This is a genomic window from Paraburkholderia largidicola (assembly GCF_013426895.1).
In the GTDB taxonomy this organism is placed as follows: Bacteria; Pseudomonadota; Gammaproteobacteria; order Burkholderiales; family Burkholderiaceae; genus Paraburkholderia; species Paraburkholderia largidicola.
This window is the reverse complement of sequence record NZ_AP023175.1, coordinates 2,278,708-2,303,128: the sequence shown is the minus strand read 5'-3', so window position 1 is coordinate 2,303,128 and position 24,421 is coordinate 2,278,708. Positions and strand designations below refer to the sequence as shown.

Annotated in this window: 24 protein-coding genes; 13 read left to right on the top strand and 11 right to left on the bottom strand. The window is 62.1% G+C overall.

What is annotated here, in order from left to right:
- Window positions 1-28 precede the first annotated feature (28 nt).
- From PPGU16_RS26960 to PPGU16_RS26935, 6 genes are all read left to right on the top strand, one after another.
- The gene (locus tag PPGU16_RS26960; RefSeq protein ID WP_180723432.1) at window positions 29-1,450 is read left to right on the top strand and encodes a DHA2 family efflux MFS transporter permease subunit; all 1,422 of its coding nucleotides are present in this window, start codon (window positions 29-31) and stop codon (window positions 1,448-1,450) included.
- Between the two features lie 60 nt (window positions 1,451-1,510).
- Window positions 1,511-1,789 (top strand): hypothetical protein, encoded by a 279-nt coding sequence (locus PPGU16_RS26955; RefSeq protein WP_238268209.1) that lies wholly within the window; start codon window positions 1,511-1,513, stop codon window positions 1,787-1,789.
- 219 nt (window positions 1,790-2,008) lie between these two features.
- Complete coding sequence (locus tag PPGU16_RS26950) at window positions 2,009-2,167, top strand: hypothetical protein (RefSeq protein WP_180723431.1); 159 nt, start codon at window positions 2,009-2,011, stop codon at window positions 2,165-2,167.
- A gap of 313 nt (window positions 2,168-2,480) precedes the next feature.
- Window positions 2,481-2,747, top strand: coding sequence for a CsbD family protein (locus tag PPGU16_RS26945; protein ID WP_180723430.1), 267 nt, complete (start codon window positions 2,481-2,483; stop codon window positions 2,745-2,747).
- Window positions 2,748-2,801: 54 nt separating this feature from the next.
- Complete coding sequence (locus tag PPGU16_RS26940) at window positions 2,802-3,176, top strand: phage holin family protein (RefSeq protein WP_180723429.1); 375 nt, start codon at window positions 2,802-2,804, stop codon at window positions 3,174-3,176.
- Window positions 3,173-3,472: a hypothetical protein gene (locus tag PPGU16_RS26935; protein ID WP_180723428.1), complete on the top strand. Its 300-nt coding sequence runs from the start codon at window positions 3,173-3,175 to the stop codon at window positions 3,470-3,472. Before PPGU16_RS26940 ends, PPGU16_RS26935 begins: the two co-directional genes overlap by 4 nt.
- Window positions 3,473-3,493: 21 nt before the next feature.
- Here PPGU16_RS26935 and PPGU16_RS26930 read toward each other — a convergent pair whose 3' ends face one another.
- The gene (locus PPGU16_RS26930; RefSeq protein WP_180723427.1) at window positions 3,494-4,285 is read right to left on the bottom strand and encodes a PhzF family phenazine biosynthesis protein; all 792 of its coding nucleotides are present in this window, start codon (window positions 4,283-4,285) and stop codon (window positions 3,494-3,496) included.
- Between the two features lie 175 nt (window positions 4,286-4,460).
- Here PPGU16_RS26930 and PPGU16_RS26925 point away from each other — a divergent pair, with 175 nt between their 5' ends.
- Both PPGU16_RS26925 and PPGU16_RS26920 read left to right on the top strand, forming a co-directional pair.
- On the top strand, window positions 4,461-5,243 hold the full coding sequence (locus PPGU16_RS26925; protein WP_180723426.1) for a DeoR/GlpR family DNA-binding transcription regulator: 783 nt from the start codon (window positions 4,461-4,463) through the stop codon (window positions 5,241-5,243).
- A gap of 32 nt (window positions 5,244-5,275) precedes the next feature.
- Window positions 5,276-6,424 (top strand): MFS transporter, encoded by a 1,149-nt coding sequence (locus PPGU16_RS26920; RefSeq protein WP_180723425.1) that lies wholly within the window; start codon window positions 5,276-5,278, stop codon window positions 6,422-6,424.
- A gap of 81 nt (window positions 6,425-6,505) precedes the next feature.
- On the opposite strand, the gene PPGU16_RS26915 is transcribed toward PPGU16_RS26920, so the two are convergent.
- Complete coding sequence (locus tag PPGU16_RS26915) at window positions 6,506-7,258, bottom strand: tetratricopeptide repeat protein (RefSeq protein WP_180723424.1); 753 nt, start codon at window positions 7,256-7,258, stop codon at window positions 6,506-6,508.
- Window positions 7,259-8,066: 808 nt separating this feature from the next.
- Here PPGU16_RS26915 and PPGU16_RS26910 point away from each other — a divergent pair.
- A complete protein-coding gene (locus tag PPGU16_RS26910; RefSeq protein WP_180723423.1) occupies window positions 8,067-9,689 on the top strand; it encodes an NAD(P)/FAD-dependent oxidoreductase in 1,623 nt (540 codons plus the stop codon).
- A gap of 277 nt (window positions 9,690-9,966) precedes the next feature.
- On the opposite strand, the gene PPGU16_RS26905 is transcribed toward PPGU16_RS26910, so the two are convergent.
- Window positions 9,967-13,284 carry an adenylate/guanylate cyclase domain-containing protein gene (locus PPGU16_RS26905; RefSeq protein WP_180723422.1) on the bottom strand — a complete coding sequence of 1,106 codons (3,318 nt, stop codon included), beginning with the start codon at window positions 13,282-13,284 and terminating at the stop codon, window positions 9,967-9,969.
- A 195-nt stretch (window positions 13,285-13,479) separates the two neighbouring features.
- Between PPGU16_RS26905 and PPGU16_RS26900 the strand changes: the two genes are divergently transcribed.
- Window positions 13,480-15,723, top strand: coding sequence for a SulP family inorganic anion transporter (locus PPGU16_RS26900; protein ID WP_434064427.1), 2,244 nt, complete (start codon window positions 13,480-13,482; stop codon window positions 15,721-15,723).
- A 45-nt stretch (window positions 15,724-15,768) separates the two neighbouring features.
- Here the strand turns inward: PPGU16_RS26900 and PPGU16_RS26895 are convergent, their stop codons facing one another.
- The 3 genes from PPGU16_RS26895 to PPGU16_RS26885 form a co-directional block, all read right to left on the bottom strand.
- Entirely contained in the window at window positions 15,769-16,611 is an 843-nt protein-coding gene (locus PPGU16_RS26895; protein WP_180723420.1) for an oxidoreductase, read from the bottom strand.
- A gap of 153 nt (window positions 16,612-16,764) precedes the next feature.
- Window positions 16,765-17,595, bottom strand: coding sequence for an alpha/beta fold hydrolase (locus tag PPGU16_RS26890; protein ID WP_180723419.1), 831 nt, complete (start codon window positions 17,593-17,595; stop codon window positions 16,765-16,767).
- Window positions 17,596-17,609: 14 nt separating this feature from the next.
- Window positions 17,610-18,056 carry an ester cyclase gene (locus PPGU16_RS26885; protein WP_180723418.1) on the bottom strand — a complete coding sequence of 149 codons (447 nt, stop codon included), beginning with the start codon at window positions 18,054-18,056 and terminating at the stop codon, window positions 17,610-17,612.
- A 340-nt stretch (window positions 18,057-18,396) separates the two neighbouring features.
- Here PPGU16_RS26885 and PPGU16_RS26880 point away from each other — a divergent pair, with 340 nt between their 5' ends.
- Window positions 18,397-19,074, top strand: a complete 678-nt coding sequence (locus PPGU16_RS26880; protein ID WP_180723417.1) for a type 1 glutamine amidotransferase domain-containing protein — start codon at window positions 18,397-18,399, stop codon at window positions 19,072-19,074.
- Between the two features lie 57 nt (window positions 19,075-19,131).
- Complete coding sequence (locus tag PPGU16_RS26875) at window positions 19,132-19,968, top strand: enoyl-CoA hydratase/isomerase family protein (RefSeq protein ID WP_180723416.1); 837 nt, start codon at window positions 19,132-19,134, stop codon at window positions 19,966-19,968.
- 105 nt (window positions 19,969-20,073) lie between these two features.
- On the opposite strand, the gene PPGU16_RS26870 is transcribed toward PPGU16_RS26875, so the two are convergent.
- The 5 genes from PPGU16_RS26870 to PPGU16_RS26850 form a co-directional block, all read right to left on the bottom strand.
- Window positions 20,074-20,298, bottom strand: coding sequence for a hypothetical protein (locus PPGU16_RS26870; protein ID WP_180723415.1), 225 nt, complete (start codon window positions 20,296-20,298; stop codon window positions 20,074-20,076).
- Window positions 20,299-20,493: 195 nt separating this feature from the next.
- Window positions 20,494-20,697 (bottom strand): cold-shock protein, encoded by a 204-nt coding sequence (locus PPGU16_RS26865; RefSeq protein ID WP_007580847.1) that lies wholly within the window; start codon window positions 20,695-20,697, stop codon window positions 20,494-20,496.
- 305 nt (window positions 20,698-21,002) lie between these two features.
- The gene (rpsU, locus tag PPGU16_RS26860; RefSeq protein WP_039900353.1) at window positions 21,003-21,215 is read right to left on the bottom strand and encodes a 30S ribosomal protein S21; all 213 of its coding nucleotides are present in this window, start codon (window positions 21,213-21,215) and stop codon (window positions 21,003-21,005) included.
- A 222-nt stretch (window positions 21,216-21,437) separates the two neighbouring features.
- Window positions 21,438-22,568: a porin gene (locus tag PPGU16_RS26855; RefSeq protein WP_180723414.1), complete on the bottom strand. Its 1,131-nt coding sequence runs from the start codon at window positions 22,566-22,568 to the stop codon at window positions 21,438-21,440.
- A 347-nt stretch (window positions 22,569-22,915) separates the two neighbouring features.
- Window positions 22,916-23,407: a methyltransferase family protein gene (locus tag PPGU16_RS26850; RefSeq protein WP_238268201.1), complete on the bottom strand. Its 492-nt coding sequence runs from the start codon at window positions 23,405-23,407 to the stop codon at window positions 22,916-22,918.
- 397 nt (window positions 23,408-23,804) lie between these two features.
- On the opposite strand from PPGU16_RS26850, the gene PPGU16_RS26845 reads away from it, so the two are divergent.
- Window positions 23,805-24,356, top strand: a complete 552-nt coding sequence (locus tag PPGU16_RS26845; RefSeq protein ID WP_180723412.1) for a 4-hydroxylaminobenzoate lyase — start codon at window positions 23,805-23,807, stop codon at window positions 24,354-24,356.
- Window positions 24,357-24,421: the final 65 nt, after the last annotated feature.

Genomic DNA, 24,421 nt, shown 5'->3' with positions numbered 1-24,421 from the left:
ACCGTTGCGTACGCACTCCCACTTGCTCATGAAAGACTCGCCATCCCGCTCAGGTTCACTCGGACCGCTGCCTTACGTCGTCGCCGCGACCTTCTTCATGGAGTATCTCGACACGACGATCATCGCCACGGCGCTGCCGGAGATGGCACGATCGTTCGGCACGAGCCCCAACGCGCTCAGCCTCGGCATGAGCGCCTATATGATCGCGCTGGCGATCTTCATTCCGGCGAGCGGCTGGGTCGCGGACCGCTTCGGCTCGCGCAGCGTGTTCTTCTCGGCCATCGTCACGTTCACGCTCGCTTCGTTGCTATGCGGCCTGTCGCAGAACGTGGTCGAATTTACCGCTGCACGTGTGCTGCAGGGTATCGGCGGTGCGCTGATGGTGCCCGTGGGACGGCTGACCGTGGTGCGCAGCATCGACCGGAAGCAACTGATGCAGGCAATTTCGACGATCACGTGGCCGGGCATCGTCGCGCCCGTGATCGGTCCGCCCGTCGGCGGCTTCATCACGACCTACGCGTCGTGGCGCTGGATCTTTCTGCTCAACCTGCCCGTCTGTCTCGTCGTGCTCGTCGCCGTGCTCAAGTGGGTGCCGAATCTGCGCAGCGCAGAACGCCGCCCTTTCGACGCGCTCGGCCTGCTGTTGAGCGGTACGGCGTTGACGGCCATTCTGTACGGCGCCGATGTGGCGAGCCAGCCGGACATGAATCCCTTCGTCGGCCTTGGCATCATCGCTCTCGGGCTCGCGATCGGCACCGTCGCGTTCTATCAGGCGCGCCGCCAGCGGCATCCACTGATCGACGTCACCACGCTGCGCATCCCGACGTTCTCCGTCACGGTCGTCACGGGAACGCTGACGCGCATCGGCATTGGCGCGGTGCCATATCTGATGCCTTTGCTGTTCCAGATCGGCTTCGGATTGTCGGCGTTTAAATCGGGGTTGCTGCTGCTCGTCAGCGCAACCGGCAATCTCGGCATGAAAGCGCTCACGACACGGATCCTGCGGCGCTACGGCTTCCGGCGCGTGGCGATAGCGGGCAGCGCGGTATGCGGCGTGTTCACGATCGTGTGCGGCGTGCTGACGCCTGCGTCGCCGCTCGCGTGGGTGCTGGTGGTCGTGTTCATCTACGGGCTCGCGCGTTCGCTGCAGTTCTCGACGCTGGCCACGCTGGCCTACGCGGACGTGCCCTCCGAACAGACGAGCGCGGCCAATACGTTGTGGAATGCGGCGGCGCAGATGAGCATCGGTCTCGGGATCGCCTTCGGCGCGCTGGCGCTGCGCGCGGCTGCGGCCATCAACGGCTCGGGCGGCGGTCAGGGACAAGCGTTCACGCTCGACGACTTCCGCTTCGCGTTCCTGTGCGCGGGTGCGCTGACGATCGTGTCGGTGTACGGCTATGTCAGGCTCGCCCACGATGCGGGGCACAGGCTCAGCGCGACGTCGCGTTAGAGGCCCTCCTCGGTTTCATCCGCCATCGCGCATAAAGCAGGTTTTTATGCTCAAGGTTGAATGGCCACCGCCGATATCCGGTGCATGAAAGCAAATGAACTTGACAAGCTCGTCCCTGACGACCCCATGTGGCGTGTTGCACAGGCTGTCGAAGGGGGCGTCCGCACGATCCGTAAGGCACGCGGAAAATTGAACCCGGAAGACTGCACGCCCGGAACGCCCGAATACGAAGTGGTCACGATGGAGTTTCTCGACGACTGCATCCGGTCGTTGGGCGGCGACCCCGACGCGATCGACGAAGACGACGACACCTTCGACGCGGGGGCGGCGGCGGCCTGAGCATCGGCCCTCATCTGCCGAACAGTTGCGGCTTCCTCCTTATCCCGCGCGTCGATTTTTGTGTGATCCAGAAGGATGAATTTCGCGCCATGCATTAATGGTGCCAGTATACTTCGCTGAGGTCGCGCGTTGCGCAGCCGCGCCCCAGCGAACGCTGGGATTCCGTTCCCGGTGCAGCGACGTTCGACGCGTTGCCGGCTGGCAGACCAAGGAGATGGCGTGAAGAAAAGGTTGGGCTCGCTGACGGCCGAGATCATCTGGCTCTTGTGTTTCCTGCTGCTGGTGGCATTCGCGCCGACGCTCTTCGCGAAGATCGTGTTGCTTGCCATCTGTGCGCTATTGGTCTGGCTATACAGGCCCGATAAAAAGGGCAGCTAGACAGAGAAGTCTCCCCTCCCATCGCAGGCCACCTTCCCCGCGGAAGTCCCGACCGACTTCCAACGGCGTATCGCCTGTCGCGATCGCCGACCTTCCCGCCTGGCGTCGCCGCTTACGGCGCTCGCTGGATACACCGCGTCAAACTCCCAAGCCTAATCCCTCGGCCATCCCACACGTTCTACCGCGTTGTATTGCACGGTGCACGCATCGGGTTCGGTGCTTGCTCATGACTCATTGCAGGCGGTGCACCGACGCTGCACTGTCCCGTCGTCGACATGGCGGTTTATCTGATCGTGCTCAACTGGAGTGACAAATGGAAACGACCAAGGCGGAAGGTACGCTTCGCGAAGCTGCGGGCAATGTGAAGGAAACGATCGGCTCGCTCGCAGGCGATGTCGGCATGCAGCTCGAAGGCAAAGCGAATGAATTGCAAGGCAAGGCGCAACAGCTCTGCGCGGACGCAACCGAACTCGCGCGCGATGCGATGTCGTCCCGCCCGCTTGCCGTGCTGGCGGGCGCGACTGCAATCGGCTTCGTGATAGGCGCGCTGTGGTCAGCAAGGCGTGACACCGGCGACTAATCCAGCACAGGACGACCGACCGCGCAGTCCACTGTCCTTTGAGGAAGCCGTGACATGTCGATTCAATCCAAAGTGAACCAGTGGAGCACCGTGAGCCGGTTCTGCATGGACCGGATGGCAGACTACGGCGAACTCATTTCCATCGAACTGACGCAGGCGCGCGCTCAACTCGCGCGCGAAGTGATTGCGCTCGTGGCGCTGGCGGTCGCGGGATTGTTTGCGCTGTCGTTCCTGTGCATCGCGATCATCGCAACGGCGTTGTCCACGCCGTACTTCGTTCAGGTCGCATGGGCGATCGCGGCGGCGTGGCTGCTGTTGTGCCTGATTTCCTTCATCGTGGTTCGCGCACAAAAGCCGGCGCGGCCGTTCCGCGTGCTTCAGGACGAAATTCACCATGACCTGCAAGCGGTCAAGGAGGCGTTGAAATGACTTCGCGACTGGCGGTGCTTGCCGCGGCAGAATCCGATGTGCGGGCGCGAATGGCCGTATCGCGTGCGAACCTGGTTGCCGCACGGGAAGCCGCGCGCGGGCTTCAAGGTGCGAGCAGGCCCTCACTCACGTTGCGCGCGCGAGAACTGGTATCGACCGCGCCGAATGTCATGCTGCTCGCAGCAGTGCTGGTCGGATCGCTGGTGATCGGGCCGCGCAGGATCGTGGGCGTCGTCGTGCGCAACGGGCTCGTTGCGTGGATCGCGAAAACGGTGCGGCGCGTCGCGGGGAACTGAGCGGCGCGATACTGGCGCGTTTCAATTCGCGCTCTTGATCGCTCGTCCGCCGATTTGCACCGTCCCAGTCGCGTATCGGGCCATGAGCGTACACGGCTGGCCGAGCGCGTCGCCTTGCAGCAGCGTAATGCTTCGCTCGAGCGACAAGGCCAGTGCACCAGCCGCCACTCCCGTCGCAGCATCTTCGAAGCGCGGCTCCAGATGATTGAAGTTCCGCCCCGCGTAGACGCCGTCCTGAAGACGGCAGTACACGTACATGCCCGAAACGCCGTGCTTGCGGCTCCATTCAGCAATGCCCGTGAGATCGGGGCGTAAGGCGGCCAGCACGGACTGCTCCGCGACTTCTACCAGCAGCTTCGCGCTCCCCACCGATGCAACTCCAGGCATACCCATCACGTCAGCCGGTTCGACGCGGAGCAAGCGGGCCGTCTCCGCGACGTCAATGGTCAACGCCGGGCAAGGCTGCGCCTTCACGCCGACGAAGATTGCCTCGTCGACGCGCTCGACCTCGAGTGCCTGCCGATGCATGCTCGTGACGAACCGAACCTGTCCGATGTCCGGATAACGCTCGAAGAAAACCGCGCTCGCCGCAAGCGTCGCATGCAGACAGAGCGGGCTTCGGGCATGCGGATAGTAGTAATCAAGCTGTATGTCACCAGCCGCATCCGCCTCCACAAACACCGTCGCACTTGCGTCTTGCCGCTGGGCGAACTTCAACCGTTCCGGTTCAGCCAGATCAGAGCCCTCAACGACGATCGCGGCATTGCCACTCTCGTCATTGCGGCCAAAGCAAAGCATGCGATGGAGATGCATGGTCGGTCGCGTCAGTGTCGAATTGGGTGAGGGTGGAAATTATCACGCATTCCGTCGACGCGTTCATTCCGCCGCTTACATGAACTGATCGCACTGGCAATTCATCACTGAGCATCGGACGACGTGCACGTTTGTGCACGTTTACATTCTTGTTTATGCACGATATGATGCGGGCATGAATGACGACATCCCCCTCGCACGACGCGACGAGATCGCGAACCGGCTCGCACAAGGCCAGTCGGTCGTCGCGACCGCGCTCGCTGCTGAATTCAACGTTTCCGAAGACGCGATCCGTCGCGACCTGCGCGCGCTGGCAACGGAAGGCCGTTGCCGCAGGGTCTATGGCGGCGCGTTGCCGATCACGCCCGCGTCCGCGCCGATGGCAGCGCGCATGGACCTGGCGCGCGAGCGCAAGTCGGCGTTGGCTCGTTCAGCCGTGCCGCTGATCCAACCGGGCGAACTCCTGTTCCTCGATAGCGGCAGCACCAATCTCGCGCTCGTCGACGTGTTGCCGGAAGAAAGCGAACTCACCGTGGCGACCAACTCCATCGACATCGCCGCTGCCGTGCTTCGCCGGTCCGATCTGCAACTCATCATGATCGGTGGGTCGGTCGATCCGGCCGTGGGCGGATGCGTCGATGCGAGCGCGGTGGAGGCCATCGCCCAGTTGAATATCGATCGATGCTTCATCGGCTCGTGCGCGATAGCGCCGAAAAGCGGGATCAGTGCATTCGGTCTCGCCGACGCGGCGTTCAAACGCGCCGTCCTTGCGGCCAGCGAGCACAGCGTGGTACTCGCACTCACCGACAAGTTCAACGCCCGCGCGCCTCATCGGGTCGCCACGCTCAAGGCGATCGAATGCGTGATCGTCGAACACGACCTGCCGCGCGCGGAGCGTGCGGCCTTGTCTAAATCCGGCCCGACGGTTGTGAAGGCCGACCCGGCCGCCAGCCTGTGAGCGCGGCCAACTCATTCAGGACCCCCGTGACCATGACGTTCGACCGACCTGCAGCCCGACTTGCGACCCGCCTTGCCTTCCTTGTGGCCGGATTCGGTGTCGCGTGCTGGGCGCCGCTCGTGCCCTTTGCGAAGCAGCGGCTCGGCGTCGATGACGGCGTGCTCGGCCTGTTGCTGCTTTGCCTCGGCCTCGGATCGGTGATCGCGATGGTGATCACGGGCGCGCTCAGCGCGCGATACGGCAGCAGGCCGATCATCGTCGTGGCAGGATTCGGCCTGGCCGTGACACTCCCGTTTCTGACCATCGTCAGCACACCGTTGACACTGGGGATGACCTTGCTCGCGTTCGGCGCGTCGCTCGGTTCGCTCGATGTCGCGATGAATATCCACGCGGTCGATGTCGAGCGAATGGAAGGCCGGCCTTTGATGTCGGGGTTCCATGCGCTGTTCAGCATCGGCGGCTTTGCCGGGTCGATGTTGATGACCTTCCTTCTGTCGATGCATATCGGCCCGCTCGAGAGCACGTTGCTATGCGCGTTGTTGATGCTCGGCGCGATCGCCGTCGCACGGTCGCGGCTGATCGAAACGGCTCATGCGAAAGAAGGTCCGCTGTTCGTTGCGCCACGCGGCATCGTGCTGTTGCTCGCCGCGCTCACCGCGATCACGTTTCTTGTCGAAGGCGCGCTGCTCGACTGGAGCGCGCTGCTGATCACGGGCGCTGGACTGGTGGCGGCTGCGCAAGGCGGCGTGGGCTACATGATTTTCTCGGTTGCAATGACGGCTGGCCGCCTGGGCGGCGACGCGGTGACCGCACGCGTCGGGGACCGCGCAATGGTGTTCTGGGGTGGATGGATCGCGTTGGGCGGTTTCGTTGTCCTGCTGACGGCGCCGAGCGCTGTGATTGCGATGGCCGGCTTCCTGTTGATCGGTCTTGGCGCATCGAACGTGGTGCCGGTGCTGTTTCGCCAGGCAGGCGCGCAACGCGCGATGCCAACAGCGCTCGCCGTCGTCGCGATCACGACGACGGGTTATGCGGGGAATCTCGTCGGGCCGGCGGGCGTGGGGTTTGTTGCGAACGGAGTGGGACTGCCAGGGGCGTTCTGGATGTTGGCCGCCCTGCTGTGTCTTGTGCCGTGTTGTGCACGGTTGGTTACGGCGAAGCCGCAAGTGGAGTTGTCGTGAGCGTCTGGGCGAGTGGCCGCTTCTTTCGGGCGACAGGCGCCCGAATGCCCACATCGGTCGCTTGCGAAGGTCGCCCGTGAATTATCGGCTCAGGGCGGTCTGGGCCCGTTGCAGCCACTCGCTGTTATGGTCGCGGGCGTGGCGTGGCCAATGCCTGGCATCGTGCACGATCTCAGCGTAAAGTTCCCGCGCGCGCTGGCGGTCGGCCTCGTCGGGCTGCGCCGCTAGCCAATCGGCGTACAGGCAACGCGGTGCGGCGTCGCTTGCGCTCGCGAGCGCGATATCGAACGCGGCGCGTATGCCTGGCGCGCCGAGCGCGGCCAGAGCCCGCGCGTACAGCAACGCGGGTTCTGGCTGCCGGCGGGTGAGAGGATCGGCGGCGAACAGTTTTTCCAGTGCATCCTGCGCGGCCGCAGCATTGCCATTGGCAAACTGCGCACGCGCCAGCCCCTGGAGTAAAGCCGGATCGGATGAGAATGGCCCGCTGGCCGCTGCCTGGTAATGCTCCAGGGCTTCGGCGGCGTTTCCTGCATCGAGCAGCGCTGCAGCCAAGCGCATGCGATGCGCGACGGTCGGCGCGCGATCGAAATACGTGCGCGCCTCGCGCACGGCCCGGTTGGGATCGACAAGTTGCGAGATGGCCTTCGTTGCCGCCCTTGCCCCACGCGACTGGCGCAGAGAGGGCAAATAAATGACAAAGAAGTAGACCGCACTGCCGAGGCCCGGGAAAAGAAACAGGATCAGCAGCCAGTACATGTTCTGCTGCGTGCGCACGGCATGCACCGCAAAGAACAGGGCGATGATGACGTAAAGGCTGATTCCGAAGATGCGCATTGACGGGAAGCTCAGTTGTGAGGCGCTGCCGACGGCACGTCAGCGCAATGGGCGAGCGTTATTGTGACAGAAGCACGCGGCCATGCCTGATAGCCGGCGGGCCCTTCCCGCGCCACACGTGGTAAGCCAGCGACAGGCCCGACCTGCGCCCCGGAAAGCGACACTGTGGCGTAGAACGTCGCCAGGATCCTTTGCTCTGGCGGCTGCGTTTTGCGCGAGGTTCATGGACCAGCGCTCGGGCTGACCCGCTTGAACAACGAGCGCGGCCACGCCCGCATGGTATGGCTTCGCACAAGCCACCCGCTCGCACCGCTATAATGACGGGTTGGAGCCGCGCTGGCGGAAGGCAGCTGGAACGGCAGGTCGCCGGTCGAATTTCCACGGAAATCGCCGGGCGCCCGGGCAGGTCAGGGTTACCGCGACGCGTCGGCGTCTATGAGGCACGCGGTTTCGGCGTCCAGGCTTACATCAGCTTCATCACCCTCCGGGTTGGCGATGGGACGCCGCAAGATGGCGGCCTGGGCGGGACCGTTCGACGGACAGGCGTGCCCCTTTCATGTGCTCCCGGTCATCGTACGATCCGGTCGCGTGTCTGCCTGATGATGGCTTCGGGGCGGAACATGGTTCCCCGCCCACGCACGGTACGGTTTCTCATCGTGAAGTTGCTTGAGTTGTCCGGCCTGGTCAGTCTGCAGCCCCGCGTACGGCATCCGGGATGCCCACGTAGCGAACAACGTCGCCACCGGCATGCGGGTCTCCACCTGTTTCAACACCGCCACGATTCCGTGGTGATCACATTTCAGTACTCATGCTACGTCTAAGCGAAGTCAAACTCCCGCTCGACCATCCCGAGAGCGATCTCGAAGCCGCGATTCGCGCGCGCCTCGCGGATCTCGGCGTGCCGGCAGACGGGCTCATCCGTTACACCGTGTTCCGCCGTGCGCACGACGCACGCAAGCGCTCAGACATCAAGCTGACCTATATCGTCGATGTCGAAGTCAAGGACGAGGCGGCCGCGCTCAAGCGGATGGCCGGCAAGCCGCATTGTGGACCGACGCCGGACATGGCTTACCACTTCGTCGCGAAGGCTCCCGAGCACACTGATTCGTTGCGCCCGGTCGTCATCGGCATGGGGCCGTGCGGCCTGTTCGCAGGACTTATTCTCGCGCAGATGGGGTTCCGTCCGATCATCCTCGAACGCGGCAAAGCCGTACGCGAGCGCACCAAGGACACCTTTGGCCTGTGGCGCAAGTCCGTGCTGAATCCGGAATCCAATGTGCAGTTCGGCGAGGGCGGCGCTGGAACGTTTTCCGACGGCAAGCTATATAGCCAGATCAAGGATCCGAACCACTATGGTCGCAAGGTGCTGGAGGAATTCGTCAAGGCGGGCGCGCCGGATGACATCCTGTATCTGAGCCGGCCGCACATCGGCACGTTCCGCCTCGTCAGCATGGTGGAAAAAATGCGCGCCAACATCGAGGAACTGGGGGGCGAAGTGCGCTTCGAAACCAGGGTCGAGGACATCGAAATCGATCAGGGCAAGGTGCGCGCGCTCAAGCTGTCGAATGGCGAAACGTTGCGGTGCGATCACGTGGTGCTGGCCGTGGGCCACAGCGCACGCGACACCTTCCAGATGCTGCACGATCGCGGCGTGTATATGGAAGCCAAGCCTTTTTCACTGGGCTTTCGCATCGAGCATCCGCAGGGGGTGATCGATCGCAGCCGCTTCGGCAAGTTTGCGGGTCACAAGCAACTCGGCGCGGCCGACTACAAGGTGGTCCATCACTGCAGTAATGGACGGGCCGTCTACAGCTTTTGCATGTGCCCTGGCGGCACGGTGGTCGCGGCCACCTCCGAGCCGGGCCGCGTGGTCACCAACGGCATGAGCCAGTATTCCCGGGCCGAGCGCAACGCGAATGCGGGCATCGTCGTCGGCATCACGCCGGAAGACTATCCGGGCGGTCCGCTGGCCGGCATCGCGTTCCAGCGCAAATGGGAAGAGCGCGCGTTCGAACTCGGCGGCGGCGATTACCACGCGCCGGGTCAACTGGTCGGAGATTTCATCGCTGGCCGGCCGTCGACGTCGCTTGGCGCCGTGGTGCCGTCGTACAAGCCGGGCGTGCGCCCCACGGATCTCAGCACTGCGCTGCCCGACTACGTGATCGAAGCCATCCGTGAAGCACTCCCGCAGATGGACAGGAAGATCGCAGGTTTCGCGATGCACGATGCCGTGCTCACCGGCGTGGAGACGCGCACGTCGTCACCGCTGCGGATTCGACGCAAAGACGATTTCCAGAGCATGAACGTCGAAGGTTTGTATCCGGCCGGCGAAGGCGCGGGGTATGCGGGCGGTATCTATTCGGCGGCCATCGACGGCATCGAAGTGGCGCAAGCATTGGCACTCAATCTGACGTCGGCGCACACGCCCTGATGTGTTGGACAGGAATGGCGCGAAGGTCCGTTAGCTGAGTGAAGCCGACGTTCGAATGTCAGCATGAAAACCCGGGGCAAGGCCGTAGATGGCCGCCCCAAGAAGTTCACTCGCGCGGGGAACGTTCCGGGCAAGCGCCAGTGCCGACCTGATGCACCCGCTCGCTGTACCGTCGTCCAAAACCATCAATCCGGGGAGTCCGTTCGTGTGGCGATCTCTACCTGTCGCGACCGGTCTCAACGCCACACGGCCCATCACGCGCCCGACTCGATCTCATTCAGTCTTGCGTCGCGCAACCCATGAGCGCTGTATCGATCGCCCGAAGCGCATAACGAAACGCCAGCCTCAATCCTTCCTCCTTGAGCCGCTGAAGTTCTCCGAGCAATGCAAATCCCCGATCGCCCCTTCCATAAGCGATCAGCGCGCGCCCCCGCGCCACGACGAACGCAGAAAACGGCGACGGCTCGCGGCATGTATAGTCCTCGAGCGCCGCAGCATGTACGGCAGCCGCATCCCACATTCCCCAATCGATACACGCATCCAACGCGTCACGTCGAAAGAGATAATGATTGTGGCTTACCGCCCCGGCGGCGAGCAAAGCCGCCCCTTCCTTAAGCGCCTGCTCGCAGCCGCCGATATCGTCCGACACCCGCGCCAGAATCCCCAGATACGATGCGCCGAGATAAGCCATCCCCGTCTCCCGACTGATCGCCAGTGCCTCCTCGATATCATCGAGCGCTTCGCGCCGCCGCCCGGCGACCCGATGCAACTCCGCGCGCAATGCCAGCGCCTCGGCTTCGAACCGCCTCGATTTCAGCTCACGCGCACACTGCAGCGCCGGGCCGACATGCTCCCAGGCACGATCCCATTCCGCGAGCTGGTACAAGCAGTGCCACGCCGCATGATGAGCGACGGCGAGCGCCCGGAGATGACCGACCTTCTCCGCCGCGGCAACGCTTGCATTCGCCGCATCGAGTCCCTCCATTACCTTGCCTGCAAACCACGCGGTAATCGCGCGCATCGGCAGGTTGGCGACTTCTATGCGCCCGAACCCGTGACGTTGGCACAACTCGATGCATCGACTAAATGCATCGTGCGCGCTGATCATCCGGCCGCGCATGTATTCTCCGTCTCCGAGCCCGCCGAGCGCGGCCGCCTCCTGTTCGTAGTCGCGTGCCTCGCGCGCGAGAACCAGGCTGCGCTCGTGTTCACGCACGCAGCCTTCGATCTCACCGCGCGGAAAACAGAGATTGCCGCGCAGAAAATGAATGCGTGCCGCTTCGCGCAACAGACCGTCGGCTGACGCCACTGCGGCAGCGCAGTCCAGATCGCTCCACGCCCCATCGAGATCGTCGATAACCCGCTTCACGGTGGCGCGCCCAATCCACGCCTGACAACGCTCTGCGTCCGTCGCGGCCGCAGCGAGAGCCGTTTCGAACGCGCCGAGCGCCGATGTCATGTCGCCGGTGTCGTGCAAAATGTTGCCACGCAGGCATTCGAGCGCAACGCGGTCCGTACGGGCAGTCGTCAATTCGAGCCCACGTTCGACGAGCCGCAGCGCGAATTCATAGTGATACCCGGCCGCCTGCGAGCGTGCCGCTTCGCAATAGGCGGCTGGCGCCTCATCGTCCGCGGCTCGATCGAGATGCTCGGCCCGCAGCACGGCATCACGCTGCGCATACCACTGCGCGGCGCGGCGATGCAATTCGCGGCGCTGGCTTTTCAGCAGCCCGTCATAGACGGCGTCGCGAATGAGTGCGTGATGGAAGATGAAACCGCTGCCCTGTCGGCGAAGCAGGCGGCTCATCATCAACGGTTCCAGTACGACATCGGCGCCGTCGAGCATGTGGCTGATCGCCTCCTTCTCGAAGAACTGGCCGAAAACCGACGCGACCCGCAAGACGGTTTTGTCCATCGGATCGAGTCCATCCAGCCGCGCCTGCACGAGACTTTGCACCGAGCCCGGCACACCCGATCCCACCGTCTTCCCTGCATTGCTCAACAGTTGTTCGAGAAAGAGCGGATTGCCCGCGGCCCGTTCGATGCAGCGCGCCGCCAGGTCGTCGGTACAGGCAAACGATTCGGCCATCAGACGCGCGTCGCCGTCATTCAAGGGGCCCAGATCGAACAGCGAGTACGACGCGTTGCCCGGTGCGTCCCATCGTTCGTCTAGTGAATCGCCTTGGGGCCGCCCGGTCAGCATCAGCACGGCCGGACACCCCGCAGCCGCGGTGGCGAGTTCGGCGAGGTCCCGCAGCGTCGATCGGTCAGCCCAGTGAATGTCTTCTACGACGATCAACCGCGGTTGCGCGCGGCTAGCGTGTTGCACGAGCCGGACCATGACGTTGCGCCGGCCTCGAACGCGCATCGCATTGTCCATGGCCTCGTAGAGCGCCCGGCCTCCGGGCGGCTGAGGCACATCGATCAGATCATGGAGGAACGGCGCATCGCCGGCGTCAGCCAGACCGTCGGCGATGGCGCGCGCCACGGCAGTCGTGCCGTCATTCCCGTCGCTGGCGTCATCGATCGCAAGGAGACCGCGTACGAGAGACCGGATCGCGTCCCGACCGGCTCTCGATCCGAAGTCGAGCACAAGGGCGCTGTGACAGGCGAATCCGAGTTCGTTCGCCTCGCGTTGGCATTCTTCGACAAGCCGTGTCTTGCCGATACCCGGCTCCCCTCTGACATGGACAATGTGGCCGCGCCCGGTTCGACTGCACGATTCGAGTATTCCCTGAAACTGGCGCAGTTCGTCGCGACGCCCGACCAGCGGCCGACTCACCGACGAACGCCGCAGACCCGCAAGACGCCATACCGAAACCGCCTCTGCGAAGCCTTTCACGGCAAGCGCCCCACGCGCCACACAATCGAGGCGGTCAGCAAGGGGCCGCCATACGGCTTCCGAGATCAATATCTCGCCCGGCCCCGCCGCGTCGGTGAGGCGCGATGCGAGGTTGACCGTCTCGCCCGTGACGGTGTACTCCCTGTGCGCGGCGCTGCCGGTGCCGCTCGCTACGACCTGGCCAACCGCAATGCCGATGTGAATGGAAAGCGAGCGTCCCAGCGCCCGGGACAACCCCGGCATCGCGTCGGTGATCGCGAGCGCGGCCCGCACCGCGCGCTCCAGATCGTTTCCATGCGAACGCGGCGCGCCGAACACGGCCATGACGCAGTCACCGAGATGCTTGTCGATATGCCCGCCGTGTCGCTCGACGATGTCATCGACCTGCTCGAAGTAGCCGTCGAGCACCGCAAGCAATTCCTCTGGGTCGAGTTCACGGCTCAAGTCCGTGAAGCCACACATATCGGCGAACAGCACGGCGACCTGCCTGCGCTCGTCCAACGGCCCGCCGTTAGTGGACGCGACAGGCTTGTCGAAGCAAGCCTGGACCACAGGCGGCGCTTGTGCGTCCCCAGCCGGTATCTGCGCTATCGCCGCCAGCAGCCGCTTGCGATGCCCAAGCGAGCGCACGCCGAGTTCCTTCAGATCGGCATCCGTCAGCTCAGGCAGCATCGCGGCGTCGATGTCGTTGTCGGCGAACGCCCGTGCGTACTGCTGGAGCCCGAGTCCGCCCAGCCACAGTTCGATATCCATCGTCATCGCCGGAATCTGTTTCTCGTTGCGTGCTTAAAAAACCGCACCCGCCTTGTCTAGTGTAGGTGTTGAGTACCTCGAAAGAGAGGGTCGGCCGCCCGCGTGCCGGCGGTTTGACAGGCGCGAGACGGGCAGCGGATACTGGGCGCGCGGTCGCCGGCTCGTGCCCGGCGCCGCGCGTTCCGGGGGAGCGCCGTGAAGCCAGCTGCCACAGGTTCCGAATCCGAGTCTGCATCTGCAAGCGCTGCCGCAGCGCGCATGACGGGTGTTGGGCTGCTCGGCGACCTGACGGCGGGCGCCGTCTCGATGCTCGTCATGCTCTGCTACGCGATGAGCCTGGGCACGCTGATCTTCAGCGCGGACCTCGCGCGCTATGCCGAACTCGGCGTGCCGACCGCGCTGGTCAGCTGCATCGTGACGGCACTGGTGATTGCGCTGACCAGTTCGATGCGCCTGAATATCGCCGGGCCGGACAGCAACGCGACGGCTTTTCTGGCAGGCGTGGCGGCGGGCGTCGCGAGCAGCGTGCGCGCCGACGGCGGCTCGCCGCAAACCATTCTTCTGACCGTACTGATCGCCATCGCACTGTGTTCGGTGGTGACGGGCATCGTGCTGTACGCGATCGGCTCGTCGAAGCGCAGCCGGTCACTGCAGTTCCTGCCGTATCCCGTGGTCGGCGGATTTCTGGCGGGCACCGGTTATCTGTTGCTGGCGGGCGCGTTCCGCGTGCTGACGGGCGAGTCGCCGCAGTGGCATACCTTGCCCGTGCTCACGCATCTGCACTGGCTCGCGTGGATGCCGGCGCTGTTCATCGGCGTGCTCACCACCATTCTCACGCGCGGCCGGCAGCACATTGCGGCGCTGCCGTTCGTGCTCGCGTGCGGGATCGTGCTGTTCTATCTGTCGCTGCACCTGGCCGGACTCTCGATCGACGATGCGCGCAACATGGGCCTGCTGCTGCCTCATGTGAAGTTGCACTTCTTCCCGGATATGCACGTGCCCGCGCCACTCGCGAATGGCGCGATCGACTGGGCCGCGATCGCGGCGCATCTGCCGGAGACACTCGTCGTGACGTCCGCGTCGGCGATCACGATCCTGATGAACTCGACGGCCATCGGCGCGGCGACAGGCGATGATATCGATCTGAACCGCGAGATGCGCGCAGCGGGGCTGGCGAACATCGCGAGCGGGTTGCTGGGCGGGATGGTCGGCTATCAATCGTACAACCGGTCGATGCTCAATGCGCGCGCCGGCGCAACGAGCCGCATGGCGGGCGTGTTCGCCGCGCTCGCGTGCCTTGTCGCGCTCATTGCATCGCCCGATCTGGTGGCGCTCTTTCCCGTCCCCGTGCTGGTCGGGCTGCAGCTTTTCATGGGACTGCGGCTGCTGATGCAATGGCTGGTGGGCGCGTATGCAAGGCTCAACTGGTACGAGTACGCGCTCGTGCCAGGCATCCTTGCCGTCGTGGCGTTCTATGGCGTCGTGGCGGGCGTGATCGCGGGCGTCATTGCCGCGTGTGTGATGTTCACGCTGCTGTATGGGCGCGTTAGCTGCGTGCGCATGGCATTCGATGCCACCACGCGCACCTCGACAGTCGAGCGCAGTATCGAGGATGCCGCACGTTTGCGCGAACTCGGCACGCAGCTATGTGGAATGTGCCTGCAAGGCTTTCTGTTTTTCGGCACCGCGAATTCGATTCTGCAACGCGTGCGCGAACGGCTCGCTGCAAATGATGCCGCCCCCGTGCGCTACGTCGTGCTCGACTTCGCGTCGACCAACGGCATGGACGCGTCGGTATCGATCGCGTTCGTGAAGCTGCGGCAACTGTGCGCGTCATCGGGCGCCGATCTCGTGCTCACTGCGTTGCCCGCGCGCTCGCGCAGCCTGCTCGTGAAGACAGGTACGCTGAACTTGCGGATACACGAGTTCGCCACGCTCGATGCAGGTCTCGAATGGATCGAAGACACGCTGCTCGGATCGGGTTCCGCGATGCAGGCATCGGGAGAACAGAATCTCCGGTCCACACTCGCTCCGCATTTCACGCCATCTGCGCTGGACCGACTATGCGCGTGTCTCGAAGTACGCGATCTCGACGCGGGTCAGTTGCTGTTTTCGCGCGGCGAGCCGGGCGATGCGCTTTATATCGTCGAATCCGGACGCGTTGCCGTTTCGCTGCCGCTGCCCGATGGCCGCCTTGTGCGGCTGCGTTCGTTCGGCCCCGGGACGGTCGTCGGAGAAATGGCCGTGTACACGCAGACCACGCGAAGCGCCGATGTGATCGCCGAAGCGCCGACGCGCGTTCACCGTCTGTCGGTGCCGGCACTGCTCGCGCTCGAACGCGAAGACCCTGTCGCCGCACAGCAGTTTCATCGCTTTCTGATCAAGACGATCGCGTCGCGGCTCACTGTTGCCAATGAGGCGCTGCGCGCCGCGTATTGATCGCATCAGGTGTTCAGGGACTCGATGCGATTGGCAACGCACACCCTATGAAAAATCAGTTGATCTGCTGACCTCTTCCCACGCGCCGATAGCTGTTTGCATCGTGGAAAGCTTTCGTCGGACGACACTCAACGCATCGCTACCAAGCAGCAGATGGACGGGCGGATCGGGATGTTCGACGAGATCCAGCAGCACGTGCGCAGCCTTGTCAGGGTCGCCCGCCTGTCTGCCGTCCTTCGCCTGGCGAGCCTGGCGAACGGGATCGAACACCGGGTCGTAGTCCGTAATGCTGCGTTCCGTGCGCACCATCGAGCGTCCTGCCCAATCGGTACGAAACGAGCCCGGCGCGACGGCCGTGACACGGATGCTAAAGCCGCGCACTTCCTGAGCCAACGACTCGGAAATCCCTTCGAGAGCGAACTTGCTGCCGCTGTAGTACGAAATGCCGGGAAACGTCGTGAGGCCCGCCATCGACGTCATGTTGATGATGTGGCCGGTTCGACGCACGCGCATGGATGGCAAGACAGCCTTGATCATCGCAACGGCGCCAAATACGTTCACGTTGAACTGATGCAGCAGTTCTTCGAGCGAAGATTCTTCGAGCGTACCCTCGTGGCCATACCCCGCGTTATTGACGAGTACATCGACCGGTCCCGTTCGTTCAGTCACGCCTGCAACGGCCGTGTCGATTTTCGCAAAATCGGTGACGTCGAGCACCACACCGTGAGCGCGGTCCGCTTGCAGTTGCTCGAACGCATCTTTCGCCGCTTCGCTCCTGACCGTGCCGATGACGACGTGTCCCGCCGACAGCGCCGCTTCCGCAAAAGCGCGCCCGAATCCAGAACTCACACCCGTAATCAGGAACACCCGTTGCCGAGATTTGCTCATGGTAGCGACCTTGCTAATGCGTGTTTGTCGATGAGATCGGGTACGACTTCCCCGGTGACAACACTGTACTTTCGCCAGGTTCGCCGTTGCATCGATTGGCAGTCAATTCAGTTTTTCGCGTGAAGAACAATTCGCACGATGACGTCTGAAGATTCAACGCCCGGCTTCACGCAGGAACGCGAGAAGATCCGCATTGACGCGCTCACGATCGGTAATGCCAATAGCGTGACCGCTTCCTTCGTATTCGATGTAGCGAGCGTTCACAATCAGGCGCGCGGCGAGATGAACCGTGATCTCCGGCGGCACATTGATATCCGCACTGCCGTGCAGAATCAGCGTCGGGACGGTCATTCGTGCGAGATCGCCACGAAAGTCCGTATCCGCCCATGCGCGAGCGCACTCGACGGTCGCGCGCAGCGACGCTTGACTGGCGAGAAACGAATACCAGTCCAGCACGCCGCGTGAGACCGCAGACCCGGACGATGCGCCGTTGAAGAAGCCCTCGCGGAAGTCCGCGAGAAAGCCAGCGCGATCATCTTCAAGCGCCTTTAGCAAGGCGCCGAAAACTGACTCGTCAATTCCCTCAGGGTTCTCGGCACTCTTTTTCAGGGACGGCGTGACCGCGGACATCAACACCGCTTGCGCCACGCGTGCGGTACCGTGCCTCGACATATAGCGCGCGACTTCGCCTCCACCCATCGAAAATCCGATCAACGTGGCCTCGCGAAGGTCGAGATGTCGCATCAGCGTGTCGAGGTCATCTGCCAGCGTGTCATAGTCATAACCCGACCACGGTTGGTCGGATCGGCCAAATCCACGGCGGTCATACGAAATCACTCTAAAGCCGTTCGATGCGAGACAGGTGGATTGCGGTTCCCAGAAGTCCGCATTCAACGGCCAGCCGTGAATGAGAACCACAGGACGACCCGTCCCCCAATCGTTATAAAACAGCGATACTCCGTCCCGTGTTTTGCAATAAGGCATACGTCGTACCCTGCCTATTTGCGAGCGACCGCGAACGGGTCGTGCACGTGCGACACACCTTGCAGATCCCGATACAGCTCGAAGGCCGAACGCTCGACCCAGTTGCGCACGAGCCGTCCTTCCGAGACGTGCCATATCGCGTTTCCAGTGAACTCGACAGGACGTCTATCCGCGGGAAAGCCCATCAAGCCGTTATTCCATCCGCGAATACGGAACCGTGCGGAGACGAGCGTGCCATCAGCAGACTGGAAAGTATTGACGATCTCGAACTTCAAGTCTGCAATTTGCGCGGAAAAGTCGCGAATCCATTGCTTGAAAGCATCGCGTCCGACGATGTCCCTGCCACCTGTCGTCACGACAAAGTCCTCGGCAACGAAGCTGTCGACAGCCTCGACGTTGTCGGGCGTCTGCCAAACCTCTTTCCAAAATCCTTCGACAAGCGCGACTGATTCCTGATTCATCCTTCATGCACCTCTTTGCTCTGGTGGCGTGATGCCAATTCATCGAGGCAGCAAATTTCTCATCCCGCACAGAGGGTCATCAAGCGACGATTTTTTATACCCCTGCCTGTTTCGAAGATACCGGTGCACGCATGCGAGCGCGAGGCGCTCGCGGCAAGCGTCAAAGCCGCAGTCATACCATGGGATGATCCGGCCAAACTATCGTTCGATGGCGCGCACCTGGCAGTCGGACTTGAATACAAACGTTCCTTGAACGTGTCGACATAGCTGCCCTTACGACGGTGTCGTCTGCATCGCGCCGGGCAATATCTTTTGTCGGCCTTAACGAACGGAGATTGAAATGAAAATCCTGCTGGTTCTGACCTCGCACAATGTGCTTGGAAATACGGGCAAGCCGACCGGCTTCTGGCTGGAAGAGTTCACTGCGCCCTACTACGCATTCACGGACGCCGGCGCACAGGTCACCGTGACGTCCCCCAAAGGCGGCCATCCACCCATCGATCCCAGAAGCGACGATCCGGACAATCAGACCGACACGATGCAACGCTTCAAGAACGATCCTGCTACGCAAAAGGTACTTGCCAATAGCGTCAAGCTCGTCGACGTCAAGGCAGCCGACTACGACACGATCTTCTATGCGGGCGGTCATGGTCCGATGTGGGATCTGACCAATGACAAAAACTCGATCGCGCTGATCGAGGATTTCTACAACGCTGGCAAGCCGGTTGCCGCCGTCTGTCATGGCCCTTGTGTATTTCGACAGGCCACGTATGAAGGACAACCTCTCGTCAAAGGCAAGCGCGTCACCTGCTTCACCAATGATGAAGAGGAAGCCGTCGGCCTGACCAAGGTCATGCCCTTCCTTGTCGAGGATGAGTTGAAGCGTCTGGGCGGACACTTCGAAAAAGTGGCCAATTGGGCCGTGCTCACCGTTGTCGATGGGCGCCTGATCACGGGCCAGAATCCGGCTTCGTCTGGCCCCACTGCCAGGGAGCTTCTCAAGGTTCTGCAGGCCTAGTTTTCGTCCGACACGAGCCATCATGTCCATCGAATATGCCGGCGACAGGAGTCACCCATGAATGCGACGACGAACCCCGTTCCGATCAGAGTTACGCAGCGGTCCCCAGCCTATTGGCGCGTCACGATCGACAACCCGCCCATCAATGTCATGGGTCCGCCCATGGTTCAGCAGTTCAACGAAGTCATTGACGCACTCGAAACCGACGAGCATGTGAAGGTCGTGGTGTTCGACAGCGCGGTCGACGGCTATTTCCTGAATCACTCGGACTTCACGGCCAACCTCGACGAACTGACCGCCTTGCCACCCGGTCGCAGCGGGTTGCCTCAGTGGCCGGATTTTCTCGTGCGGCTGCCACGCGCGCCCGTCGTTTCCATCGCCCTCATCCGGGGGCGGGCGACGGGCAATGGCAGCGAAATGACGCTCGCCTGTGACATGAGTTTCGCCAGTCGGGAAAAGACGATCATCTCGCAGTGGGAAGTCGGCGTGGGTATGGTTGCAGGCGGCGGTCCGATGGCCCGGCTGCCTCGACTCATCGGCCGCAATCGCGCGCTGGAAGTGCTGCTGGGTTCGGAAGACATCGATGGTGCCAAGGCCGAGGCCTATGGCTACGTAAACCGGGCGCTGCCGGATGGCGATCTGGACGCATACGTGGATGCGCTCGCGACGCGTATCTCCGCGTTCGACAAGTGGGCGATCGCAACCACCAAGCGCCTCGTCAACACCAGCCTGCCACCGGACGTCGAACTCGGCGCGGGATGGGATGCGTGCATTGCGTCGCTCGGGCGGCCCGCAGCGCAGCAAGGTATCGAGGCGCTGCTCGCACGCGGTTTTCACAAGCCGGGCGATGTCGAAGAGCGACTGGGGTACTACCTTGGTCAGCTTGCGAAATGAACTGGGTCCCGCACGCGTTGGGCACCGGCCTGGAACGCGTGCATTTTCTTGCGGATGACGATGAAGGACTCGTACAAAGTCCATCCGTCTTGCAACGGACCCGGATCAACCGCGAGTGTCGATCCAGTGGCATGCCCAGCTTCGCGCGTAATCGACCGCGTCAGCTTCGTCGGCGAAATAGTCGAGCGAAAAGAATTCGTATTGATTCGGTGCGCGTCGCGCGCCATCGCGCTCGAGCAGCAGATTTGCGGAAAACAGACCGTCGGGCAGGCAATGTGCGGACGGACGTACGGTATAACCCCCGTACTGCTGGGTAGTTGAGTTTTGCATTTGTCTTTGATGTTTTGAATTGTATTCGTCACGCCTGGAAACATGTGCCGCTGAGAGAGCGACCGGCATGACAGAGGCGGCTTCGCGCCGTATAGGATGCGACCGGCAAACGCCAGTGCAAGAGATGTGGGGCGTGGACTTCGGGGGGAAAACGAATCGGGGCCGCGTTCCGGCCCCGCACTGCTACGCTACGCCTTAAACCGGCGTGATGTTTGCAGCTTGCACGCCTTTGGGGCCGCGCTTCGTTTCGAAGCTGACCTTCTGGCCTTCAGCGAGGCTCTTGAAGCCGTCGCCGCGAATTTCGGAGAAGTGCGCGAACAGGTCGTCACCGCCGTTATCCGGGGAGATGAAGCCGAAGCCCTTTGCATCGTTGAACCACTTGACGGTACCGGTATCCATAAGAATCCTTGAAGCAGTGAAATTGAAGAGATTATCGCCCCAGCAGAGTGCGGAGCCAAAGGATCAAGGAGGGAGAGGACAACGAATACCGCCGAGGGGCAACGGAACTATTGATGAACAGCAATCGAACTTCTTGAACTTCGGGGCACAGTAACACCTGCTCGCCGCAATTGCAAGGTTTCAATGAACTGGCCCGGGTAATTTTCGACCCGGCGCCAGTCAACGTCATCGAAACGAGCCGCTCCGCAGAGCCGCCACTCGCCGGATAAGCGCCTCAGAAGCCATACGGAGATTGACGACGGGGGTCAATACAGCTTCCTTGGCGGCAACGCGCGGCGAATCTGTTTGCGCAAACGGGCCACAGCGGCCGCTTTCTTTCGTTTGCGCTCCGTGGTGGGCTTTTCGTATGCCGTGCGCGCACGCAATTCTGCGATCAGTCCATTATTCTGGATTGCACGGCGAAAACGTCGAAGTGCAACTTCGACGGGCTCATTGGGTTTGGGGATGACGGTAGTCAGATCGTTCCTTGAAGTCTTGATTCGATTGATAAAAAGCCGCGCATAGCGAGCGCGTCGTCCGATGCAGACGGCAAAAGACACTTCACTGTACACGCGAAATCTCGAGACCGTCGGTAATTCGCGCAGTCTTCGCTAAAAGCGAGGCTGCCCTGGACCTCGTCGCATGCACCGGCCGCAACGGATTCCTGCGACGAAGATTGACGTCGCAGGCAGCCTCATCAATCAGAACGAATGCCGCACACCGACAATCGCGCCGAGCTGGCCGACGCCCGCTGCGGGCGTCGTGCCGCCGCCACCCGCGCTGACGGAATAGCGCGCGTGTGCGCTATTCCACAGGTACGCGACGTTGCCGTACACCGCCGTCCGCTTCGACAGGAAGTAAGTGGCGCGCAGACTCGCCAGCGTCGCGCGCGCGTCCTGCTGCTGCACGATGACGCGGTACGCTTCTCCATCGACGGCAAACACGGGCGTCACGTAGTATTGCGCGCCGAGGTAGAACAGATTCGAGCGCACGTCGCCGCCCGGTCCGTTCGATTCGACGCGGCGGCCGATCCATCCACCGCCCAGCTTTACCCCCGCAACGTTCACATAGCCGTTCGCCTGCAGACGCGCATCCTTGTCGCCGCTGCCGGCAATCGGAAACGGCGCGACGCCGTCGAAGAAGTTTGCTGCTGCATTCGTGCCGCCGCGTTGTTCGTCGTACGCTGTGGCCACGCCGAAGTAGGTGCCGTCGTACTTCAGCATTGCACTCCATTCGCGGCATTGATTCACGTCGCCGGGCACCTGTCCTGCGCAGGTTCCCTGCCCTGGCGAATTGCCCGTCCCCGCGCCGTCGCGTCCGAACGACCAGGACGCGCCGAATGTGAATCCATAGAACTTGCCTTTATAGACGGCCGTGTTGTCGCTTCTCGCGTTCGGCAAGAATGCATCCAGCGCGCCGATGCCGTAAATGTCCGGCCCGAGAATATCGGCATCCGACATCGCCCAGTACGACATCGTGTATTGACGGCCGAACGTGAGTGAACCCCACGGCCCTTCGAGTCCGACGAGTGCCTGTCGCCCGAACAGCCGGCCACCCTGCCCCGAATCGCCGCCGCGCAGATTGAATCCGCTTTCCAGAATGAATACGGCCTTGAGTCCGCCGCCAAGATCTTCGGCGCCGCGCATTCCCCAGCGTGAAGGCAATTCTCCCGTGATGCCCGGCATACGAATGACATGATCGCCTGCGGCGTTTGCGTGGGAAACATACTCGATGCCCGTGTCCAGCACGCCATAGAGCGTGACGCTGCTTTGCGCAAATGCGGACGCGCTGAAAAGCCCTGCTGCCAATACAACAACCCTGCCGTATTTCATGAGGTCTCCTTGACCGCAAATCATTATTCTGGATACCGAACTGAATCGCATCCGGATGAGTGCATGCCAGGCGAGCTTAGGGTTGGACAATAAAAACAACAACGGGGAAAACCTCGACATCTCGATGCAGATCGAAGCGACGAGGAAAAAGCGAAAGAATTTTGCTACTCGAATTCAAATCGAGTAGTTGGGAATTCTTCTATCAACAACGCGATACGCGGGATAAATCTACTGATGCGGAGATGATGCGCAGACGTGGCGCGATGAAAAATCCGAACGTGAAATGTATTCAATCCAATCTTGAACGAGCCGAATCGGTGAGCGTAACGCGTCAAAGCATTCGCACATCAAAGCCAGCGCCTGACTCGCGAACAGTAGTCGGCGTACCGTTGCGCGTGCAACCGGAACATGTGCTCTTCTTCGAACCTGACCTGAATCTGAACGAGCAACTCGGACAATGCCCAGATCAATAGCACAGGCCATGTTCCCACCACCAGCAATTGACCCAGTATCGTTGCGCGGATACCGAGGTAAATGGGATGGCGCGACAGTGCGAACGGACCTGTCGTGATCAGTTCGGTTCGCGTGCGACTATCGACGCCCATTCGCCACGCGGTTCCCATCGTGGCCTGAGCGCAAATCACCCATATCAGCGCAACCGCCATGCACACGACGCCAACCCATCGCGTCCACTCATTGTCGAACGCTTGCGCGACGAGTTGTCCGCGTTCGCCAGTGATGCCGTAGAACACCAGAAACAACCCGTCGACGACGGGAAGCCACACATAGAAGCAGCGCGCAACAAAGTCTCGTACCGATTTGCCACGCGAGAACGACACGGCTTCATGTCTGTTCGTCCGCGCAATCAACACGCGTCCGACTACTGCCGTTGCACCAAAGACACCGGCGTGAATGAGAGGAAGGAATCGCCAGAAATCGGAGCCTGTGAAATGCATAGCCTAAAGATGCAGTAACCATTGTGGACCGGCATGTTCTCACAACACGCCCTGGAACATCGGCAACCCGGGCTTGCACGCGATAGCGCGCAATCCGTCTCGCGCTGTTCAAGATGCACGACCGCACTATGCATAACGTGCATTGTGAAGTTGCAATAGTTTCGCTTCTTCGAGTGGTATGGCTATGGCATCTTGAAACGGCCATCAAGCACATCGGCAAGCGTGCATTGCCGCGCCGGAGAAGACGTGCAAGGCACTCACAATCCACGGAGGATACGGAATGTCTCAAACCCCCACTACAAGCACCAAAGACCAGCTCGTCGCACGCTGTCTGCCATTTCTCGAAGAAGTGAAAGACATGACCACAGGCGTCGAGGTCGAGCAATGGCTGAACACGAAGTACGGCGTCGATAGCGATCTGTACAAGGATCTCGCCCGCCTCATCACGCTCGGCGTGAAAGAAGGCTGGGCCGCCGATGTGGAGATTTCCGGTTCGAAGTACCGGCGTGCGCGGCTCGTCGCGCCTTGTGCGGAAACGTTCTATTTCAGCATCACGGCGGTGCTGATGGACAGTACGGACAACGGGCAGAACAATCCTGAAGACGCATTTCGCGGCGACTACCACTCGCACCCTTATGGCGAGTTCAATCTCGTCGTGCCGCTCAACGAAGGCGCCGCGCTCGCCGGTCCCAGCGGATGGTGCTACGGCGGCTGGACTGCGCCCGCGCCGGGAAGCCATCACTTTCCCGAGGCAAAAGGCGGGGCGGTGATCGCGCTGTTCTTCTTGCCATCGGGACGTATTGCCTACGACATCGACCCACCCGCACACTGAACGGTAAACGCACTGCGAGCCTCAACAGAGGCTCGCAATAATCACATACCGTTTCAACAGTTCGC

Excerpts from the sequence above, each read along its gene's own strand:
- PPGU16_RS26945 (WP_180723430.1), top strand. The coding sequence starts at position 2,481 with ATGGAAACGACCAAGGCGGAAGGTACGCTTCGCGAAGCTGCGGGCAAT.
- PPGU16_RS26905 (WP_180723422.1), bottom strand. The coding sequence starts at position 13,284 with ATGGATATCGAACTGTGGCTGGGCGGACTCGGGCTCCAGCAGTACGCA.
- PPGU16_RS26845 (WP_180723412.1), top strand. The coding sequence starts at position 23,805 with ATGTCTCAAACCCCCACTACAAGCACCAAAGACCAGCTCGTCGCACGC.
- PPGU16_RS26930 (WP_180723427.1), bottom strand. The coding sequence starts at position 4,285 with ATGCATCTCCATCGCATGCTTTGCTTTGGCCGCAATGACGAGAGTGGC.
- PPGU16_RS26910 (WP_180723423.1), top strand. The coding sequence starts at position 8,067 with ATGCTACGTCTAAGCGAAGTCAAACTCCCGCTCGACCATCCCGAGAGC.
- PPGU16_RS26885 (WP_180723418.1), bottom strand. The coding sequence starts at position 18,056 with ATGAATCAGGAATCAGTCGCGCTTGTCGAAGGATTTTGGAAAGAGGTT.
- PPGU16_RS26890 (WP_180723419.1), bottom strand. The coding sequence starts at position 17,595 with ATGCCTTATTGCAAAACACGGGACGGAGTATCGCTGTTTTATAACGAT.
- PPGU16_RS26855 (WP_180723414.1), bottom strand. The coding sequence starts at position 22,568 with ATGAAATACGGCAGGGTTGTTGTATTGGCAGCAGGGCTTTTCAGCGCG.
- PPGU16_RS26960 (WP_180723432.1), top strand. The coding sequence starts at position 29 with ATGAAAGACTCGCCATCCCGCTCAGGTTCACTCGGACCGCTGCCTTAC.
- PPGU16_RS26940 (WP_180723429.1), top strand. The coding sequence starts at position 2,802 with ATGTCGATTCAATCCAAAGTGAACCAGTGGAGCACCGTGAGCCGGTTC.
- PPGU16_RS26925 (WP_180723426.1), top strand. The coding sequence starts at position 4,461 with ATGAATGACGACATCCCCCTCGCACGACGCGACGAGATCGCGAACCGG.
- PPGU16_RS26875 (WP_180723416.1), top strand. The coding sequence starts at position 19,132 with ATGAATGCGACGACGAACCCCGTTCCGATCAGAGTTACGCAGCGGTCC.
- PPGU16_RS26880 (WP_180723417.1), top strand. The coding sequence starts at position 18,397 with ATGAAAATCCTGCTGGTTCTGACCTCGCACAATGTGCTTGGAAATACG.
- PPGU16_RS26935 (WP_180723428.1), top strand. The coding sequence starts at position 3,173 with ATGACTTCGCGACTGGCGGTGCTTGCCGCGGCAGAATCCGATGTGCGG.
- PPGU16_RS26895 (WP_180723420.1), bottom strand. The coding sequence starts at position 16,611 with ATGAGCAAATCTCGGCAACGGGTGTTCCTGATTACGGGTGTGAGTTCT.
- PPGU16_RS26865 (WP_007580847.1), bottom strand. The coding sequence starts at position 20,697 with ATGGATACCGGTACCGTCAAGTGGTTCAACGATGCAAAGGGCTTCGGC.
- PPGU16_RS26920 (WP_180723425.1), top strand. The coding sequence starts at position 5,276 with ATGACGTTCGACCGACCTGCAGCCCGACTTGCGACCCGCCTTGCCTTC.
- PPGU16_RS26955 (WP_238268209.1), top strand. The coding sequence starts at position 1,511 with ATGGCCACCGCCGATATCCGGTGCATGAAAGCAAATGAACTTGACAAG.
- PPGU16_RS26915 (WP_180723424.1), bottom strand. The coding sequence starts at position 7,258 with ATGCGCATCTTCGGAATCAGCCTTTACGTCATCATCGCCCTGTTCTTT.
- PPGU16_RS26870 (WP_180723415.1), bottom strand. The coding sequence starts at position 20,298 with ATGCAAAACTCAACTACCCAGCAGTACGGGGGTTATACCGTACGTCCG.